18 protein-coding genes are annotated in these 18,371 nt (G+C 37.1%); 14 read left to right on the top strand and 4 right to left on the bottom strand.

What is annotated here, in order from left to right; all coding sequences use genetic code 11:
* The first annotated feature begins 214 nt into the window (after nucleotides 1-214).
* From LAV82_RS25390 to LAV82_RS25365, 6 genes are all read left to right on the top strand, one after another.
* A complete protein-coding gene (locus LAV82_RS25390) occupies nucleotides 215-820 on the top strand; it encodes a hypothetical protein (RefSeq protein WP_211078874.1) in 606 nt (201 codons plus the stop codon).
* A 344-nt stretch (nucleotides 821-1,164) separates the two neighbouring features.
* Nucleotides 1,165-1,662, top strand: coding sequence for a GNAT family N-acetyltransferase (locus LAV82_RS25385; protein WP_211078875.1), 498 nt, complete (start codon nucleotides 1,165-1,167; stop codon nucleotides 1,660-1,662).
* Between the two features lie 249 nt (nucleotides 1,663-1,911).
* A complete protein-coding gene (locus LAV82_RS25380; protein ID WP_499717174.1) occupies nucleotides 1,912-3,684 on the top strand; it encodes an extracellular catalytic domain type 1 short-chain-length polyhydroxyalkanoate depolymerase in 1,773 nt (590 codons plus the stop codon).
* Between the two features lie 279 nt (nucleotides 3,685-3,963).
* A complete protein-coding gene (locus LAV82_RS25375; RefSeq protein WP_499717173.1) occupies nucleotides 3,964-5,151 on the top strand; it encodes a 3D domain-containing protein in 1,188 nt (395 codons plus the stop codon).
* A 209-nt stretch (nucleotides 5,152-5,360) separates the two neighbouring features.
* Nucleotides 5,361-6,122 carry a M15 family metallopeptidase gene (locus LAV82_RS25370; protein ID WP_013055209.1) on the top strand — a complete coding sequence of 254 codons (762 nt, stop codon included), beginning with the start codon at nucleotides 5,361-5,363 and terminating at the stop codon, nucleotides 6,120-6,122.
* A 227-nt stretch (nucleotides 6,123-6,349) separates the two neighbouring features.
* Nucleotides 6,350-6,478 (top strand): YjcZ family sporulation protein, encoded by a 129-nt coding sequence (locus LAV82_RS25365; protein ID WP_013055210.1) that lies wholly within the window; start codon nucleotides 6,350-6,352, stop codon nucleotides 6,476-6,478.
* A gap of 53 nt (nucleotides 6,479-6,531) precedes the next feature.
* Here the strand turns inward: LAV82_RS25365 and LAV82_RS25360 are convergent, their stop codons facing one another.
* Nucleotides 6,532-7,068: an SH3 domain-containing protein gene (locus tag LAV82_RS25360; RefSeq protein WP_211078878.1), complete on the bottom strand. Its 537-nt coding sequence runs from the start codon at nucleotides 7,066-7,068 to the stop codon at nucleotides 6,532-6,534.
* A gap of 160 nt (nucleotides 7,069-7,228) precedes the next feature.
* Nucleotides 7,229-7,402 carry a hypothetical protein gene (locus LAV82_RS25355; RefSeq protein WP_013081589.1) on the bottom strand — a complete coding sequence of 58 codons (174 nt, stop codon included), beginning with the start codon at nucleotides 7,400-7,402 and terminating at the stop codon, nucleotides 7,229-7,231.
* A 148-nt stretch (nucleotides 7,403-7,550) separates the two neighbouring features.
* Between LAV82_RS25355 and LAV82_RS25350 the strand changes: the two genes are divergently transcribed.
* The 4 genes from LAV82_RS25350 (at nucleotide 7,551) to LAV82_RS25335 (ending at nucleotide 11,278) form a co-directional block, all read left to right on the top strand.
* Nucleotides 7,551-8,381, top strand: a complete 831-nt coding sequence (locus LAV82_RS25350) for a GNAT family N-acetyltransferase (RefSeq protein WP_074682885.1) — start codon at nucleotides 7,551-7,553, stop codon at nucleotides 8,379-8,381.
* A 476-nt stretch (nucleotides 8,382-8,857) separates the two neighbouring features.
* Nucleotides 8,858-10,309 (top strand): cardiolipin synthase, encoded by a 1,452-nt coding sequence (gene cls, locus LAV82_RS25345; protein WP_211078879.1) that lies wholly within the window; start codon nucleotides 8,858-8,860, stop codon nucleotides 10,307-10,309.
* Nucleotides 10,310-10,483: 174 nt separating this feature from the next.
* A complete protein-coding gene (locus tag LAV82_RS25340; protein ID WP_029325269.1) occupies nucleotides 10,484-10,975 on the top strand; it encodes a YflT domain-containing protein in 492 nt (163 codons plus the stop codon).
* A gap of 75 nt (nucleotides 10,976-11,050) precedes the next feature.
* Entirely contained in the window at nucleotides 11,051-11,278 is a 228-nt protein-coding gene (locus tag LAV82_RS25335) for a hypothetical protein (RefSeq protein WP_013055216.1), read from the top strand.
* A gap of 230 nt (nucleotides 11,279-11,508) precedes the next feature.
* Here the strand turns inward: LAV82_RS25335 and LAV82_RS25330 are convergent, their stop codons facing one another.
* Entirely contained in the window at nucleotides 11,509-11,718 is a 210-nt protein-coding gene (locus tag LAV82_RS25330) for an alpha/beta-type small acid-soluble spore protein (protein ID WP_016762907.1), read from the bottom strand.
* Between the two features lie 177 nt (nucleotides 11,719-11,895).
* Here LAV82_RS25330 and LAV82_RS25325 point away from each other — a divergent pair, with 177 nt between their 5' ends.
* Nucleotides 11,896-12,894 (top strand): LacI family DNA-binding transcriptional regulator, encoded by a 999-nt coding sequence (locus tag LAV82_RS25325; RefSeq protein ID WP_013055218.1) that lies wholly within the window; start codon nucleotides 11,896-11,898, stop codon nucleotides 12,892-12,894.
* Nucleotides 12,895-12,957: 63 nt separating this feature from the next.
* Here the strand turns inward: LAV82_RS25325 and LAV82_RS25320 are convergent, their stop codons facing one another.
* The gene (locus LAV82_RS25320) at nucleotides 12,958-14,238 is read right to left on the bottom strand and encodes an MFS transporter (protein ID WP_013055219.1); all 1,281 of its coding nucleotides are present in this window, start codon (nucleotides 14,236-14,238) and stop codon (nucleotides 12,958-12,960) included.
* 423 nt (nucleotides 14,239-14,661) lie between these two features.
* Here LAV82_RS25320 and iolG point away from each other — a divergent pair, with 423 nt between their 5' ends.
* From iolG to LAV82_RS25305, 3 genes are all read left to right on the top strand, one after another.
* On the top strand, nucleotides 14,662-15,684 hold the full coding sequence (gene iolG / locus LAV82_RS25315) for an inositol 2-dehydrogenase (RefSeq protein WP_211078881.1): 1,023 nt from the start codon (nucleotides 14,662-14,664) through the stop codon (nucleotides 15,682-15,684).
* Between the two features lie 76 nt (nucleotides 15,685-15,760).
* Nucleotides 15,761-16,768 (top strand): 5-dehydro-2-deoxygluconokinase, encoded by a 1,008-nt coding sequence (gene iolC / locus LAV82_RS25310; RefSeq protein ID WP_013055221.1) that lies wholly within the window; start codon nucleotides 15,761-15,763, stop codon nucleotides 16,766-16,768.
* Nucleotides 16,769-16,841: 73 nt separating this feature from the next.
* A complete protein-coding gene (locus LAV82_RS25305) occupies nucleotides 16,842-18,299 on the top strand; it encodes a CoA-acylating methylmalonate-semialdehyde dehydrogenase (protein WP_078081438.1) in 1,458 nt (485 codons plus the stop codon).
* The last annotated feature ends 72 nt before the right edge of the window (nucleotides 18,300-18,371 follow it).

Here is an 18,371-nt window from a genome sequence, read left to right as displayed (position 1 = left end):
CGGGGTGGAGCAGTTCGGTAGCTCGTCGGGCTCATAACCCGAAGGTCGCAGGTTCAAATCCTGTCCCCGCAACCAAATTATCTTTTATACATACTTGAATATATCATTATTATCCTTAGGCATAGCCTAAGGATTTTTTGTTTGGTTATATTTATAAACACTTGTTTAGGTTATGATATAAGATAGTGATGCAGATTAATCAGGAGGTTTTTTCATGTTACAAAGTAATATTCAAACTTATATTGAAAAAGAAATGAACGTTCAAGGTCAATCTTTATCTCTATACCAGGAAGAAAAGGAATATGCGTTGCAAAAAGAGTTGGTACCGCAAAACCTGATGATAGAAGAAAAAGAGGCATCTTTACGTTTTAAAGATTCTTATATCGAAAGAGTAGAGAAAGAAACGGACGAGCTGATCACAGAAGAATCTCCTCTTTCATTTTTAGATACTCCTATTTCTTATTTGAAAGAACACAGAAGTGAATTTCTATATGTAGAATCAAAATGGCTCGAATTTATTAAGCTTGATGGATGTTCTTTTGAAGTGGATGATGTGTTTGGCACGTATAAAGTATTAACGGGGTTACATATGCAAAAAAAATTCGGTTCTTTACTAAAACAATTTTTTGCTAAAGAACTTAATGAAAGCCTAACAAGCGTCCAGCTTTTATTTAATGATAAAGATGGATTATGGGATGTGAATATTGAGTTAGATGCTATAAAAGAGTTTAATGAAAAAATGTCGATAGGTGAAGCTCTTGTTCTTACATATCGTTTTTTCTTTCATCTAGTGGAGTATGTAGAGAACGAAAAAGCTTAAGAAATGATGAGTACTTTCACTGTAAAGCATAGAACGTAGTTTCTATGCTTTTTTTGATGAGTAATACGTAATGAATGCTAAATGAAGCTGGAAATACATTTACATCTCTATGCTTTTATGGAATGATAAAGAGTATCTTTACATAGATGACTGCTATGGGTAAGGAACAACTATCAGGAATCTTTCTAGTTTTTTGAGAAAGTAGCTCACTATTAGCTGTTAATAGCACTCAGAGCAAGAAAGCTTCCGTAGGATGAAGTATAATATATACATACAGGAACTATTTTTAACTTTATAAAAAATGTCTGCTGACGTATGGGATTATAAATAAAGAGGGGATGTTCATGTTATTAAGAAAAATAAAGTCTGAAGAATTGGCAGAAGTCTATCAAATGGGATATGCCGCATGGCCTAAAGGCAGGACGTACAAAGAGTATGTGAGAGATAATCAAAAAGAAGAAACATATGGAATTCGGTATGTATACGTAAATGAAGAGAATCAAATTATTGGTTCATTTATTTTGCTTCTTTTACAAACTCCTCGATTAAAGTTTGCTTTGCATGGTATTGGATCCGTTGTTGTACACCAGCTTTATCAACGAATGGGGTATGGCCGTGATATGCTTGAAGACTTTTTTAAAAAGATGAAGATAGAGAAGCGCAGCGCTATTTTTATGCTGTATAGCGATATTCTTCCTGAATATTATCATCAGTTTGGGTTTAAGGAGCTCCCTTCTCATTTACAACGTTATCCTCAATCCATTGCTATGGTAAATTGCATCGAGTCACAATATGAATACTTAAGTAAGCAATCCATAGAAGACATACCGGCCTATTTTTAAAAGGTATGTCTTTTTTATAGTATTTATCGGCACAATCGTTTACAATTTTATGTAAGCGTTTTCTTTATTTGGAAGATGAATGATTTTATTCGTCCTCATAAGCGTAGGCAAATCGTGCAGTTAATATAAATTTTATTACATAAAACCTTGCTATCATCTTACTAGTAACTCTTATTCATTTCCCTACCATACCGATATGTACGTTTGCTGCCAAGTATAACCATATCAATATAAGGAGGAAGCAGGAAGATGAAACGATTATTTATAGCAGGGATGATTTTTATACTTTTTTTATCTTTAGGTGCTGTATCTTCTTCAGCCGCAGGAAGTTTTACCTCTAAAACATATAATGGAAGGACATACAAACTGTACGTACCTAGCAGTTATCAGAGAGGTGCTGCCTTGCCTCTAGTAGTTATGCTACATGGCTGTACTCAAGACCCTGATCAATTTGCAGCAGGAACACAAATGAATGAACTGGCGGAGACAGAGAAGTTTCTTGTTCTTTATCCAGAACAACCTTCTTCTGCTAATTCAAATAAGTGTTGGAACTGGTTTGATACGGCTCATCAATCAAGGGGAAGCGGTGAACCAGCGTTAATTGCTGGAATGGTCAATCAAATAAAAAGCAGTTATTCAATAGATGCCGACCAAGTCTTTGTTGGAGGGCTATCTGCTGGTGCAGCTATGAGTGTTATTATGGGAGCTACTTATCCAGACATATTTGCAGCTATTAGCGTTGGAGCTGGCTTAGAATATAAAGCAGCGACTAATGTGACAGGTGCTTATACAGCAATGAGCAGTGGAGGTCCTAATCCTATCCAACAAGGAGATTTAGCCTATTCAGCCATGGGAGATCATAAACGAGTGGTTCCAGTTATTTTGTTTCATGGGACGGCCGACTACACTGTTGCGCCTATAAATGCGCATCAAATATTATCGCAATGGGCTCAAACAAATGATAGAGCGTCTGATGGGCTGGATAATAACAATATTGATGATACGGCAGATCAAACTGCAACAGGTACAGTAGCTGGTGGAAGAAGCTATACGCAATATATTTACAAAGATACAGCTGGAAAAACAGTAATGGAAAAGTACATGATAGAAGGAATGGGACATGCTTGGTCAGGGGGAAGTACATCCGGTTCTTATACAGATCCTAAAGGACCAAATGCAACTAAATTAAGCTGGAACTTTTTTAAAAGCCATCCGAAAAATGGTGATGCTCCTAATTCAGGAGATATATCCCCACCGGTTACAGCTGCTTCACCAGCGGGAGGAACGTATGGAAGTTCTGTTTCTGCTACATTATCAACCAATGAACCTGCCATCACTTACTATACATTAGATGGAAGCATACCAACTGTTAATTCTCTAAAGTACTCTGAGCCTATTACCATCAACTCTAGCAAAACAGTAAAGTTTTTTAGTGTAGACGCAGCAGGCAACCAAGAGGAAGTAAAGACGGAAGTTTATCAAATTTCTGGAACTTCAGAGAAACCTTCAGTATTTTCTTCGCTTGCTGCTGAAGATGGATTTATCGGAAACTTATCAGCTGACGGTATGAGTAGTTCTATTCATAAAATTGGGGATAAAGGAATGTACAATACCGACACATACCGAACCATTTTATCTTTTGACACAAGTTCTTTACCTGATGATGCAATCATTACGGATGTATCTTTAAAAATTTATCGCAAATCTTCAACTGGTAATATTTCATCTTTGAAAGGCGATATTAAAAGCGGTGTATTTGGAACTAGCAGTGCTTTAGAACAAATAGATTATCAGGCTTCACCATCTATTTCAGCGGGCTTCCAAATGTCAGTGCCTTCACTCAATAATGGATATACAACTATTCAACTTCCTTCCTCACTTTGGGGATATATGAATAGGACCGGCAAAACTCAATTTCGCTTGTCAAGCTCAGGTCCAGCGGACTTTTTAAGTGACGTAGTTGAAATTTATGGGGGCGACAGTCCTGCATATGCTCCAACTTTAACTGTTTCATATCAGTAAAAAAACCTTCTAAAAGCTAACTGCTTTTAGAAGGTTTTTTTTGCTGATAAGTTACTTTTATCACCGAATACAACTCCAACTTTTTATAGAGTTTTCTTCAAATTTTGACATGATTTTGATGAAATTTAATCATTATTCAAAAATGAATTGTCAGAAATATTACAAGAAAATGTTTAAAATTAATTAAATCCGTAATAAAAGTAAAATATTCCTGTAATGGAAGTGAAATGAACAGGTGGTATCATTCAGTCATTGAGTAAATAAGGAGGTATTCGGAAAATGAAGAAATTTGTATTTACTCTAGGGACAACGGCAATTCTTTCAGCAGGATTTGTAGGTGCGGCATCTGCCTCTACAAGCGGAACGTATGAAGTACAAAAAGGTGACACTTTATGGAAAATCGCTCAAAATCATAATGTGAGCGTAGACGAGCTAAAAGATGCTAATAACTTAACATCAACACTAATTTATCCAAATCAGACACTAAACTTATCTAGCATAAAAGAAATCGTACATACTGTAAAACGTGGTGACACTTTGTGGTCAATCGGTCAACATTATGGCGTAACAGTAGAAGAAATTAAAGAATGGAACGGTTTAACATCAGACTTAGTTTTCCCTGGAGAACAATTTAAAATTAAAACGGCACAAGCAGCTCAATCTCAAACAGCTAGTGCGCCAGTAGCAAAGGCAGCTCCACAAGCGCAGCAGCCTCAAACGGCACAAGCTCAGCAAGAACAAGCAGCACAAGAACAAACACAAAAAGAACAAGAGCAAGCTCAAGTAGCAGCACAAGAGCAAGCACAAGCTCAAGCAGCACAAGCACAGGTAGCACAAGAGCAAGCACAAAAAGAACAAGCACAAGCTCAAGCAGCACAAGCACAGGTAGCACAAGAGCAAGCACAAAAAGAACAAGAGCAAGCTCAAGCAGCAGCACAAGCACAGGCAGCACAAGAGCAAGCACAAGCACAAGAGCAAGCACAAAAAGAACAAGAGCAAGCTCAAGCAGCAGCACAAGCACAGGCAGCACAAGAGCAAGCACAAAAAGAACAAGAGCAAGCTCAAGCAGCAGCACAAGCACAGGCAGCACAAGAGCAAGCACAAAAAGAACAAGCAGCTCAGCAACAGCAACAAGCAGCTCAACAGCAGCAACAGCAGTCTCAACAGCAAGCTAGCGGCAAGTCTATGACTGTTGAAGCAACAGCTTATACAGCTAACTGTGCTGGATGCAGTGGTACAACAGCTACTGGAGTAAATTTAAAATCAAATCCAAATCAACGAGTAATTGCGGTTGATCCTAGCGTTATTCCATTAGGTTCAAAAGTATACGTTGAAGGTTATGGTCAAGCTGTAGCAGCAGATACAGGTGGCGCAATTAAAGGAAATCGAATTGATGTATTCGTTTCTTCAGATAGTGCTGCACAAGACTGGGGCAGAAGATCAGTTAAAATTACAGTTATCGACTAATACTAGTCTTATAGAATAGAAGTAAAGAGAGATGTCTTTTAGGAGACATCTCTTTTTTTTATGCTTAAAATGAACGTTTGAAAAAATTAGGTCCGGGCATACTAAAATTTATAGTAGGAATTAGTTTGTTATATTAGTAATTATTTCTTGATTTATATACAATGTTTGAGTGTCCTAAAAAGCTGAAAATATGTCAGGAGTATAGAAATATGAAACTTTATAAAAAAATGGCTTTACTAATAGTGCTGGGTGTTATTGCAGGATTCTCGTATCTAGGCTATCAGGGATTATTTCAGCACGACGATCATTTGAATACGTCTGATCATAATCCTTTATCTTCTTCTAAACAGAAGCAGAATAGTATAGAAATTGTAGGGAACCCAGAATCCATTGCTGTGTTAGTAAATAAACAAAATCTTCTTCCTGATCACTATGAACCCACTGACCTTGTATACCCAGACGTTCGGTTTATATTTAAAGAAAAAATTGAAAAGCGCCAAATGCGTACAGAAGCAGCAAAAGCGTTAGAAAGGATGTTTTCAGCTGCTGAACGAGAAGGAATTTACCTAGCCGGTGTTTCTGCCTATCGTTCTCAAAGCCGTCAAGAATCTCTTTATCAAGCGTATATAAAACAAGATGGAGAAGCGGCAGCTAATCATTACAGCGCTCATCCAGGCAGCAGTGAACATCAGACTGGTTTAAGTATAGATGTATCAAGCAGCACCGGTAAGTGTGCAGCTCAAGATTGTTTTAAAGATACTCCTGAAGCCAAATGGATTGAAGCAAATTCATATAAATACGGATACATTGTTCGCTATCCAGAAGGAAAGCAGCAGATTACAGGTTATAAATATGAGCCGTGGCATATACGATTTGTCGGGAAAGAACTCGCCTCTAAAGTGTCTAAGAAAGGAATTACGTTAGAAGAATATTATAATGACTACATGCAAGTTGATAATCCAGTTCAATAAAAAAGAAGAGTTATATAAACTCTTCTTTTTTGTATTGCTCGAATATACCCTTACTTTAAAAGGGGGAACGAGGGAAAGATGTAGAGATGAACCACGGGATGCTATATCCTATGCCTTACTAGTAAAAGAGTTAACGTTTATAAATTATAATGAATTTTGTGATAAAGAATACTCATGTTCGTTTTCATTTTCCTTCACATATTCTACAAAAAAGGAGGTGAAAGAAAATGAGTTTTTACGGAGGTTATGGTTATGGGTACGGATACGGAGCAGGTCATGGAAGTAGCTTTGCGTTAATCGTTGTGCTATTTATTTTACTAATTATCATCGGTGCTTCATGGGCAGGGCACTATTAATACGGTGTCCATAAATAAGCTCCCTTGAAATAATTCAAGGGAGTTATCTGTTTTTATCTATAAGTAGGTAACTGTAAGTACGAAGTGCTTACATATCCTTTAAAGCCGTTGTATTCTACAAAAGCCCAATCAAATGAAAGCTTGTTATCTTTTGAGTAGCCCCAAGCTAAGAAGCTGACGCTTTTTCCTTTAGGAATAGTTGTTACAACTTTGTTGCTTGTGCTAGGTCCTGTACGTAAATTAAGGTTAGCAGCTGTATGAACAGTAGAAGGGACTTTCATTAAATAGGAAGTACTGATATATCCGGTGCCGCCAATTATTTTAATAGCAGCCCAATCTGCATTTACAAACTTGACTACTTCGATTTGATCTTTTTTTCTTAATGTATCAAGAATCTTTCCCTGAGTGCTAGGTTTTGCACGTATATTGAGTACGTTTGCGGTCACTTCATATACGCTGAACGGTGCGTTTATTTTTTCTGCTGCACTTGCTGTTTGCTCGTGAGTGAATGGCAGTGTTCCAGATAGAGATGAAAAAGTAAAGCCCGCTGCTAATGCTAAAACCGATATAGATTTTATAATTGTCTTCATACAAATATCCAACTCCTTAGTGAAATAGGTAATAACTTTTCTATAACACTAAGAATAAGGAATACTTGTTTCTAAATTGTTACCAACATATATCCCAGTTGTAAATTTATAAAAGGTCTGTAAAAAAGTTTATTTCGCGGACCTTTTAATAGCTTTATTGTTACTCCTCCTCGCGATCTTCCGTTGATTTGTAAAAAGAAAAATATACAAAAACAGATAATACTGTTCCATAAATGCTCCACAAAGCTAAAGCGAAAATAAATTCTTTCTGCAGGCAATAAATAATGGTTAAAGCAACTAGTGCAATAAAACTTATTAAAATGGTCTTTTTCATAAGCACCCCGCCTATTTAGTTTGATTACTCTATATGCTTTTTGATCTTGCTTTTACCCTATAATTATTCGACTGTTGCGCTAAAGATGAAAGGAAAAAGTTAAATAAAGCCGAACTTATAATAAAAAGAAGAATGCAGGGGGCGTTTTATGTTAGAACAACATGTGTTAGAAGATATACAAAAGCTACAGTCTATTTGCGAACAAGAAGAGCACATAGAGCTGAAGCTGAATTTTGATATGCTACGAAGTCGAAAACAAAATGAAGTTAACGATTTTTTTCATTATGAAGATAATCAGCTTGTTGGGTTTATTGGTCTTTATGGGTTTGGGAGTACAGTAGAAATATGCGGAATGGTCGCTCCTAGCTATCGCCGAAAAAGGATTTTTTCAAAGCTGTTTTCTCAAGCTTTACATATATGTAAGAAGCGTGGGTATACAGAGATTTTATTAAATGCTCCTGGCGATTCGGTTTCAGGCAGGGAGTTCTTAAAGCAAATTCCATGTTCATTTACTTTTTCAGAATATCAAATGAAGTGGACACAAAAAGAATTGGAAGATGATAATCCCTTTGTTACACTTCGCTCTTCCCAATCAGATACCGATATGAAAATGGAGATACAAGTTGATGTGGAATGCTTTGGTATGTCTTTAACAGAAGCAGCTGCTTATTATGAACAAACGAAAACGGAAGAACAGCAAAATCATTTTATCGTAGAGTACAATAGTCAAGCGGTTGGAAAGTTAAGGGTATCTTATGATAAAAGCGAGGCATGGATTTATGGATTTGGTATTTTACCTTCTTATCAAAAATTAGGAATAGGAAAAGCTGCTTTAAAACAAGTTGTTTTAAAGCAGCTTCGGCTAGGATATGATATATTTCTTGAGGTTGAAGCGAAAAACAAACGCGCTTTGCAACTCTACGAAACATGCGGTTTCAATTCATATCACGTGCAGGATTATTACGTATACAGCTTGTAAATAAAAAACACGGAAATCTTAGATTTTCGTGTTTTTTATTTACATATTAGATGATATGTGCTTTTTGAGTAAATAATGAGAAAGTAGAGAAAAAGTGACATGCCGGTTGATAAAAACAGGAAAGGCCATACAAACATGATAGGAGCGCTGCAAGCAAGGATACACGTAAGAATACCTCCAATAAATGCTTTTCTAAATAATTGATAAGCCGTATACCCCAGGCTAATACTGATAAATACATTGATGAGGCTAAGAAAAATAAAAGAAAAAAACAAATTATTTCCCCCTTGTTTTTAATACACAATAAAAGCGAATATTTTACATTTTTAGTGTGGCAAAAAATAAAAAAACAATAAAATTTGGATCCTAAAGATGAAAAAGGAAGCGATCTGTGTTATGTATAGTAAAGTGAATGAGAACGTTAAAAACGGGAATGAGTTAATAAAGCAATGCAGTAGAAAGAAAGGAGTAAAAGGATGGAATTTGCCCATATCTTTACACTAAGTGTATCTGTTGTAACAGCTATTAATATTTTATTAGCCGGTATTCTTATTTTCATCGAAAGAAGAGATATAGGATCTACATGGGCGTGGCTTCTTATTTTATTTTTTATACCAATTGTCGGCTTTATTGTATATCTGTTCTTTGGAAGACAGCTAAAACAGAAGAACTTTTATAAGTTATCATCTGATGAGCGGGAATATTTAAGATCTTCAGTAGATGAACAACTAAAAGAACTTAAAGCTACCCATGAATATCGAAATGATTTATTGATTCAACATAATAAACTGCTGTTCACTAATTTAAATTCTTCTAAGTCACTCGTGCGCACCGACAATGAAATTGATATCTTTAGTGATGGTAATCAGAAATTTGATGCATTGTTTGAGGACATTCGAAATGCTAAAAAAGAAATTAATATTCAATATTATATTATTCAAAGAGATAGTCTTGGGAAAAAATTAAGAGATGAGCTAACGAAAAAAGCAAAAGAAGGCATAAAGGTTCGTGTTCTTTATGATGAAGTAGGATCTAGAAAAATGACTCCATCATTTTTTAAGGAGCTTATTTCATATGGCGGCGAAGCACAGGCGTTTTTCCCTTCAATTCTTCGCTTAATTAATTTTCGGATTAACAATCGAAATCATCGAAAGCTTTGTATCATTGATGGTGAAGTAGCATACATAGGAGGATTTAACGTAGGAGATGAATATTTAGGGTTAGATCCAAAAATGGGTTATTGGAGAGACACTCATTTTCGCATTAAAGGAGAGTCAGTGAACGATATTCAAGGGAGATTCATTTTAGATTGGCATCAAGCAACAAAGCAGCCAATTGAACTGGAACAATTTTTGCATCGTACAGAAACTCATTTTGGAACGGTTCCTGTACAAATTGTAGCAAGCGGGCCAAACTCGACTACTCAGCATCTAAAAAACATGTATATCTCATTGATTATGTCGGCCAAAGAAAGTGTGTACCTTCAAACGCCTTACTTTATTCCAGACGCAAGCTTTATGGATGCTTGTAAAATTGCTTTATTATCTGGAGTAGAGATTCATATTATGATTCCAAACAAACCCGATCATCCTTTTGTTTATTGGGCTACGTGGTCTCACGTAGGCGAACTGCTGACGTATGGTGCACATATTTATCTCTATGAAAAAGGCTTTTTGCATGCTAAAACGATTGTAGTAGATAATGAAGTGTCTTCTGTAGGCACGACGAATATTGATCCACGGAGTTTCAGCCTTAATTTTGAAGTGAATGCAGTTGTATATGACCAGCCTATTGCCAAAAAGTTGCAGAACCTGTTTCTTGAAGATGTGCATTGCAGTTCAAAATTAACGTTTGAACGATATAAAGAGCGCTCTCTTCTTATAAAATTTAAAGAAGCGGTATCTCGCTTACTGTCACCAATTTTATAATACAAATCATTGATATCATAAAACAGACTTGAATTTTTAGATTCAGGTCTGTTATTTTATTGGTTTCTCCTTGTAAGGAGAGTTAGAGATAAAATTAAAAAGTTTTACCAAAAAATCCAAGGGTATTAATACTATAACAAGCTAAAAAATGATAATACCTAGGAGGAATAGAAAATGACAAAAAATGTAGTAGGTACGTATGACTCAGAGGCAGCCGTTATTACAGCGATTCGAAATTTAAAAACACAGGGATATCCGGACAGTGCACTTTCTGTTTTAACAAACAGTGGTTCCCATCATGAAAATACAGAAGCGATTGAGCATTCTGCAGGAATTGATGTGCAAACAGTTGATACAGATCAACACTCAAAGCACCATCAATCCTTTATGGAGAAAATAAAAAATGCTTTTACGCCGTCTGAAGAAAAAATGGATCAAGATGTTAATCGAATCGAAAATCAATTAACCGAATATGGTGTACCTGCTGCAGAAGCTTCCTCATATGTATCTGATCTTAAAAAAGGAAAAGTTTTGCTGATGGTAGACGCAGTTGAGCATGATAAACACAATTCATCTCTAGGGCAAACAGTGACACCTGCTGAAAAATCAGCTGACCCGATGAATGAAAAAATGTTATACGGCAATCACGAAAATAAAATAAGGTAATGTTGAAGTAACTAAATGAGATAATAAAAGACTGCGTTCTTAAATAAAAGCTAGTTAACGAAAGGAAGGGGACCGATGAGAAATCTAGAAAAAACGGAATATGAACTTGACTATTTAAAACAGCAGCAAGAAGTTAATCAAGAGCTCATCAAAGTTTCACAGTCTCTTGTTGCTACGTTAAAACAGTATGAAGAAGAACCAGAGAATACGGAAGTGTTAGCTGTTCTTGCTGACTTAGAAGGTCAGCAAGAACAGCTAAAAGCAAAGACCGAAAAGATATCTAAAGAGCTTGCACATTTATAAAGTGAGATAAAAGAAGTTCCTATAAAAGGAACTTCTTTTTATGTTTTATCATAAACACTCTATTGTGAGAGAAAGAGAACCTTATATAACGGGATGTGAACGTTATGGGGTAGTGGTTTTGTTTTAGATACATATAGAGTAGAAGGAACGCGATAAGAGATTATGTAAAAATTGGAAAAGGAAGAACGGTCATTCGCTCTTCCTCCAGCCGTATTGCTTATGATAGTGATTTAGAAACGTCCGCCGCCAAGTTGCTGTTCAGCCATTTGCACAAGGCGTTTTGTGATTTCACCGCCTACTGAGCCGTTTGCGCGTGCAGTTGTGTCAGGACCAAGAGTTACGCCAAATTCGCTAGCGATCTCATATTTCATTTGATCGATTGCTTGTTGAGCACCGTGTACTGCTAATTCGTTGCTGCTCTTATTTCTGCTGTTTGCCATCATAATCAACTCCTTTTATAAGGTTAAGATTATGATTTGATTAATAGATAGTTTTTATACATAAAATAAAAAATTTTTTTCAGGGACTTATAGAATATGCTTATGGTAATATATAAAACGATTGAATACTTTCGTGATAAAATAAAGGAAGAGATCACGAAGAAAGGAACAGTGAAAGTGAAACCAACCATTTACGATGTTGCGAAAAAAGCAGGGGTATCGATAGCCACTGTATCCAAAGTAATCAATCAAACAGGCCGTATTAGTGAAAAAACGATAAAAAAAGTGAATGAAGTAATGATGGAATTAGATTATCAGCCTAGCAGTGTCGCAGCGGCGTTAACAGGAAAAAAGACGTACACGATTGGTGTTCTAGTTCCTGATATCTCGAATCCTTTTTTTGCAGAGGTAGCAAGAGCTTTTGAGAATAGTGCTAGAGCAGCCGGATACACGCTTTTTTTATGCAGTACAGATCATCAAACTGCGCGCGAACATGAATATATAGATCTTTTATTTAAAAAACAAGTAGATGGAATCATTATCGCAACCGAACTAAATGATACGAAGCTCGTAAAGAAAATTGTGAAGCATGATGTACCGCTTGTATTGTTTTCAGTTGACCATCCTTCTATCTCAACGCATGTAGTGACAATTGATAACGTTCGCGGAGGATATATTGCGGGTACGTATTTAATAGAAAAAGGTCATCAATCGGTAACGATTATGACTGAAAAAGATAGAAAAAGCAGCGAGGGGCGATTAGCGGGATTTAAACAAGCGCTCACAGAAGCAAATTTATCACTAGAAAATCAGTCCATTATCAGCTGTTATTCAACAGTAGAAGATAGCAGGAGAGCAAGTAAACAGCTGCTTTCCTTGCCTAATAGGCCAACAGCAGTCTTTGCATGTACAGATCTAATTGGGGTATCGCTCATAAACGAGGCAAGGAAGCAGGGGCTTTCGATCCCTGGAGATCTGTCGGTAATTGGATTTGATAATACGATATATGCCGATATTGCTGAGCCGGGTTTGACAACGATTGAACAACCTATTTCTCAGATGGCTACTAGTACGTTTGAACAGCTGTTAAAGTCTATGAAAAAAGAAGAGCATGCGAAACAGAGAGTAACGATTATTCCCGAACTAGTAGAACGTGCGTCGGTAAAAAAGTTATAAAGGAGAGAAAATAAAAAAGCTGCAGGTGTTGAGGCACCCGCAGCTTTTTCTGCTTAAGCATATTTATAGAGAGACTGGACTTTTGACTTCGTTTATTGTTTCGCCTTTGATAGTTGTCTCTGTTGGAATCGTAAGGAAACCAGTTAGAAAAGCACCAAAGAAGTATAAGCAAGCAAAGATCCAAATCACGCCGCCCGTGCCCAAAAGACCAATAAAAACGGTCACAATTAAAGGACCTACAAAAGCAGAAAGTCCAGATCCTAAGTTCAACACAGACATTGCCGCTCCTTTATTCTCAGGAGCTAAAGAAGGCACTAACGCTGTAAGAGGAACATATCCTGCTAGTGTTGCACCGTAACAGCATGCGACAATCATCATCACCCAATAATTATGTCCGACGAATTGCGGTACATAGTAGAGAGCAAGTGTTACAATTCCGCATCCAACTCCGCCAAACCATTTGATTGTATTTACCCAGCCAAACTTATCTCCAACAATACCAAAAATAATATTAAAAGCCATATTCACAAAAAACAATGTACCCCAGATTTGCAACCATTCACTCATCGTAAAATCATGTTTCATCATATATGTTGGCAAGAAAACAACAAATCCAAATTGAGCAGCAGAGTTAATAATCTTTACGATGCCTCCGATGCCTACTTTAGGGTTCTCAAATGCGATTGTAATCCCTTTCATTAATTCTTTTGTTTTATTATCGTTTACTTTTTGAACGGTAAACTTGTCTTTATTCATAATAATCGAAAAGATTCCACCGATCAAAACAAAAAGTAAACCACTCCACAAGGTAGCGATTTCGCCAATTTTCGGAACCATATAACTTGAATAAAAGGCTCCGATTACGCTTAATCCAAGCTGGAAGACAAACCAAAACCAGCCTACTGCTTTTGAAAGCATTTCCTGGGGCGTGCGGTAAGACACCCAGACCAAAAATGAGTAGGCAAATAAAGGGTAACCAAATCCTCTAAGAGCATAACAAATTAGTATAATTGTGTAATTCATAATATGAAGTCCTAAACCTATAAATCCAATTGAACCAATAATAAAGGATATCAAGCCGAATGCCATTGCTTTTCTAGGACCCCACAGCTGAACCAGTACGCCGGAGAACCAGGAAGAAACAGAGACCGTAATGCCGTAAACAGTAAACAGTAAAGCAGCATGTTCAATGGTTAAACCTCGTTCTACAAGATAAGGAGATAACCATCCTTGTTCTAAACCATCGCCAATCATAAAAACAATAATACCTATGTATCCCCACGTTAAATGAGAAGGGATCCCAATCCTGTCTAAAGCCGTTTTTCTGGAAATAAATTCATTCATTTTCCACACCACCAGATCGATTATTTTGTGTAAAACATCAAACTAATTTGGTTAAGCGCTTAATCTATTTGATAAAAAGTATACGCTTACATTTTTTGAACGTCAATTAAAATTTTAAATATATATAATTTTCAATTAAATTATTTTAATCATAAAAATATTAGTACGTAAGGCAATAATCACTGAATTCATGGTAAAAATAATGAAATATAAAGAATTTCTTTATATTTCATTGATAAATAGATAAAAATAGTTTTTTTATCGTATACGTTTAGATTGTTAAAAAACAAATATTCTAAATAATCTATAAAAAAAGTTTGCATTTCAGAAAACGTTATGTATAATTGGGATTAGGAAAGCGCTTAACCTATGTAAAGGTTTGAGCGAATGTTTTCTTAACTTTTAATTAAAGGGGAAAATAAGATGGGGATTCTTACAATTGGAATAATTGGTGCTGGACGCATAGGGAAATTACATGCTGATAATTTAAAATTAATGCCGCAAATAAAAATTAAAGCGGTTTCAGATGTGGTAGTAGATCATTTGCATGAATGGGCTGCAAGTAAAGAAATTTCGGCGTTAACAACAAATTATCAAGATTTATTAGCTGATCCAGAAATTGATGCCGTTTTCATTTGTTCGCCAACGAATACGCACGCATCGATTATTAAAGAAGCTGCTCGAGCGAAAAAACATATTTTCTGTGAAAAGCCCGTTAGTTTTTCAGTAGAAGAAACAATCCAAGCGTTAGAAGTAGTAAAAGAACATGGCGTACAGCTTCAAGTTGGCTTTAACCGACGCTTTGATCCCAACTTTAAAAAAGTGCATGATCTTGTACAGCAAGGAGAAGTAGGACAGCCGCACATTCTAAAAATTACGTCTAGAGATCCTCAGCCGCCGAGTCCGGAATATGTTCGCGCTTCAGGAGGATTGTTCATGGATATGATGATTCATGATTTTGATATGGCTCGTTATGTAATGGGAAGCGAAGTAATAGAAGTATCGGCTTACGGCACGACGCTCATCGATCCTGCTATTGAAGAAGCGGGAGATATAGATACAGCCATTGTGTCATTAAAATTTGCAAATGGAGCTTTAGGTGTAATCGATAACAGTCGTCAAGCTGTCTACGGTTACGATCAGCGCCTTGAAGTTTTTGGTGAAAAAGGTGCAGCTGCCGCTGACAATTGCCGTCCTACTACAGTGGAAATATCCACAGGCGAAAATGTAGTTAAAGAGAAGCCGCTGTATTTCTTTCTTGAGCGCTATACACAAGCGTACATAGCGGAAGTGACACAGTTTGCAAGAGCAATTATGGAAAATCAAAGCGTTATTTGTACAGGGAACGATGGGTTACAAGCAGAACGAATTGCTAAAGCAGCAAAAGAATCTTTACTATCCGGGCAGCCAGTAAAGATTGAACATAAAAAATACGCAGTGAATTAATGACGGTAAACGTGGGGATGAAAGAAATTGGTCTTTCTACCCTTTTAGGAAAGCGCTTAACTAAGGAGGAATAAAGATGAATCCGCTTGTTTTTAAAGAAAATCGTGGGTTAGATTTCATCGCTGTTGGCCGTTTATGTATTGATTTAAATGCAAATGAAACGCAGCGTCCAATGGAAGAGACTAAAACATTTACTAAATATGTAGGAGGCTCTCCGGCTAATATTGCGATTGGAGCAGCAAGGCTAGGCTTAAAAACCGGCTTTATCGGAAAAGTATCAGATGATCAAATGGGCCGCTTCATTACTGGCTATCTTCAAAAAAATAAGATTAATACAGATGGCATTGCTGTTGATAAAACGGGGGCCGTAACGGGGTTAGCTTTTACGGAAATCAAAAGCCCTACAGATTGCAGCATCTTAATGTATCGAGATAATGTAGCGGATTTAAAACTAGATCCTACAGAAGTATCCGAAGAATATATTAAGAAGTCAAAGGCTCTTTTAATATCTGGAACCGCTCTTGCCCAAAGTCCTTCTCGTGAAGCCGTGTTTTTAGCACTAGAACACGCACGCAAGCATGAAGTTGTAGTGTTTTTTGATATCGATTATCGTCCATATACATGGGAATCAGAAGCTGAAACGGCAGTCTACTTTAATTTAGCCGCTGAAAAATCAGATGTGATTATTGGTACGCGAGAAGAGTTTGATATGATGGAAAAACTTTTAAATTATAAAGAATCTAATGACCAAGTAACAGCAGAGCGCTGGTTTTCTTACCATGCTCAAATCGTCGTGATTAAGCACGGTGGAGAAGGATCTATTGCCTATACAAGAGACGGCGATTCTCACCGCGGAGGAATATTTAAAACAAAAGTTCTGAAAACGTTTGGCGCTGGTGATTCTTATGCTTCAGCCTTTATTTACGGATTGATGCAAGGGCTTGAAATTCCGCAGGCAATGCGATTGGGAGGTGCCTCAGCTTCGATTGTAATTTCAAAACACAGCTGTTCAGATGCTATGCCGACAAGCGTTGAGCTCTTCAACTTTATGGAGACAGCAACGGAAGTTTTGCAGGAAGCTTAATAAACAAAGGGAAAATCTTGAGAGATTAAAGGAATAGAAGTTTATTAAAATCAGATAAAGGGAGAGATATTCTATGACACAAACAGCAGTAAAAACAGTAAAAAACTATATTGGTGGACAATGGATTGAATCAGCTACATCACAAACAGAACCTGTGTATAACCCAGCGACAGGTGAATTAATCGCACAGGTGCCTCTTTCTACAAAAGAAGATGTGGATCAAGCGGTGCAAGCAGCAAATGAAGCTTTCAAAGGGTGGGCAAAAACAGCCGTGCCTAAACGCGCACGAATTTTGTTCAAGTATCAGCAGCTATTAGTAGATAACTGGGATGAATTAGCAAAGTTAGTGACGGTTGAAAACGGAAAAAGCTTTAACGAAGCGCGAGGCGAAGTGCAGCGTGGTATTGAATGTGTAGAATTTGCGGCGGGTGCTCCTACGTTAATGATGGGGAAACAGCTTCCTGATATTGCAACAGACATTGAGTCTGGCATGTACCGCTATCCAATTGGCGTCATTGGGGGAATTACGCCGTTTAATTTTCCAATGATGGTTCCTTGCTGGATGTTCCCGCTTGCGATTGCTTGCGGAAATACATTTGTGTTAAAGCCGTCTGAGCGTACACCGCTTTTAGCTGCAAGATTAGCTGAGCTGTTTGAAGAAGCTGGTTTGCCAAAAGGCGTGCTAAACATTGTAAATGGTGCTCATGACGTAGTGAATGGCCTTCTTGAACATAAGCTCGTAAAAGCTATTTCGTTCGTTGGTTCACAGCCTGTAGCTGAGTACGTTTATAAAAAAGGTACGGAAAACTTAAAACGTGTTCAAGCTTTAGCTGGTGCTAAAAACCACTCGATCGTATTAAATGATGCAGACTTGAACGTAGCAACAAAACAAATTATCGGAGCCGCTTTTGGTTCAGCAGGTGAACGTTGTATGGCAGCATCTGTTGTTACTGTACAAGAAGAAATTGCGGATCAGCTAATTGAAAGATTAGTAGAGGAAGCAAATGATATTGTAATTGGCGACGGCTTAGAAGAAAACGTCTTCTTAGGACCAGTTATTCGTGAAAATCATAAAGAGCGTACGCTCAGCTATATTGAATCAGGCGTGCAAGAAGGAGCAGAGCTTATTCGTGACGGTCGCACAGATGCAGCAGTAAATGGCAATGGCTACTTTGTCGGACCAACGATTTTTGATCATGTTACGCAAGAAATGAAAATTTGGCAAGATGAAATTTTTGCACCTGTGCTGTCCATTGTACGTGTGAAAACATTAGAAGAAGCTATTGAAGTAGCTAATAACTCTCGATTTGCAAACGGTGCTTGTATTTATACAGATAGCGGCGCAAGCGTACGTGAATTCCGTGAAAATATTGAATCTGGTATGTTAGGAGTAAATGTAGGGGTACCGGCACCTATGGCATTCTTCCCATTCTCTGGCTGGAAAGACTCTTTTTATGGTGATCTTCATGCAAATGGTACGGACGGCGTGGAGTTTTATACAAGAAAGAAAATGGTAACAACGCGCTGGTAAGTGATTCGTTAAAAATCGCATCTCATTTAAAAAGGAAGTATCAGGAATTAAAGATATTCCTTATGCTTCCTT

This window comes from Bacillus sp. ILBB4, assembly GCF_035064545.1.
Taxonomy (GTDB): domain Bacteria; phylum Bacillota; class Bacilli; order Bacillales; family Bacillaceae_H; genus Priestia.
Note: the sequence above shows the minus strand (reverse complement) of the source record. Positions and strands in the feature narration are given on the sequence as shown.

Excerpts from the sequence above, each read along its gene's own strand:
- LAV82_RS25390 (WP_211078874.1), top strand. The coding sequence starts at position 215 with ATGTTACAAAGTAATATTCAAACTTATATTGAAAAAGAAATGAACGTT.
- LAV82_RS25385 (WP_211078875.1), top strand. The coding sequence starts at position 1,165 with ATGTTATTAAGAAAAATAAAGTCTGAAGAATTGGCAGAAGTCTATCAA.
- LAV82_RS25380 (WP_499717174.1), top strand. The coding sequence starts at position 1,912 with ATGAAACGATTATTTATAGCAGGGATGATTTTTATACTTTTTTTATCT.
- LAV82_RS25375 (WP_499717173.1), top strand. The coding sequence starts at position 3,964 with ATGAAGAAATTTGTATTTACTCTAGGGACAACGGCAATTCTTTCAGCA.
- LAV82_RS25370 (WP_013055209.1), top strand. The coding sequence starts at position 5,361 with ATGAAACTTTATAAAAAAATGGCTTTACTAATAGTGCTGGGTGTTATT.
- LAV82_RS25365 (WP_013055210.1), top strand. The coding sequence starts at position 6,350 with ATGAGTTTTTACGGAGGTTATGGTTATGGGTACGGATACGGAGCAGGT.
- LAV82_RS25360 (WP_211078878.1), bottom strand. The coding sequence starts at position 7,068 with ATGAAGACAATTATAAAATCTATATCGGTTTTAGCATTAGCAGCGGGC.
- LAV82_RS25355 (WP_013081589.1), bottom strand. The coding sequence starts at position 7,402 with ATGAAAAAGACCATTTTAATAAGTTTTATTGCACTAGTTGCTTTAACC.
- LAV82_RS25350 (WP_074682885.1), top strand. The coding sequence starts at position 7,551 with ATGTTAGAACAACATGTGTTAGAAGATATACAAAAGCTACAGTCTATT.
- cls (WP_211078879.1), top strand. The coding sequence starts at position 8,858 with ATGGAATTTGCCCATATCTTTACACTAAGTGTATCTGTTGTAACAGCT.
- LAV82_RS25340 (WP_029325269.1), top strand. The coding sequence starts at position 10,484 with ATGACAAAAAATGTAGTAGGTACGTATGACTCAGAGGCAGCCGTTATT.
- LAV82_RS25335 (WP_013055216.1), top strand. The coding sequence starts at position 11,051 with ATGAGAAATCTAGAAAAAACGGAATATGAACTTGACTATTTAAAACAG.
- LAV82_RS25330 (WP_016762907.1), bottom strand. The coding sequence starts at position 11,718 with ATGGCAAACAGCAGAAATAAGAGCAGCAACGAATTAGCAGTACACGGT.
- LAV82_RS25320 (WP_013055219.1), bottom strand. The coding sequence starts at position 14,238 with ATGAATGAATTTATTTCCAGAAAAACGGCTTTAGACAGGATTGGGATC.
- iolG (WP_211078881.1), top strand. The coding sequence starts at position 14,662 with ATGGGGATTCTTACAATTGGAATAATTGGTGCTGGACGCATAGGGAAA.
- iolC (WP_013055221.1), top strand. The coding sequence starts at position 15,761 with ATGAATCCGCTTGTTTTTAAAGAAAATCGTGGGTTAGATTTCATCGCT.
- LAV82_RS25305 (WP_078081438.1), top strand. The coding sequence starts at position 16,842 with ATGACACAAACAGCAGTAAAAACAGTAAAAAACTATATTGGTGGACAA.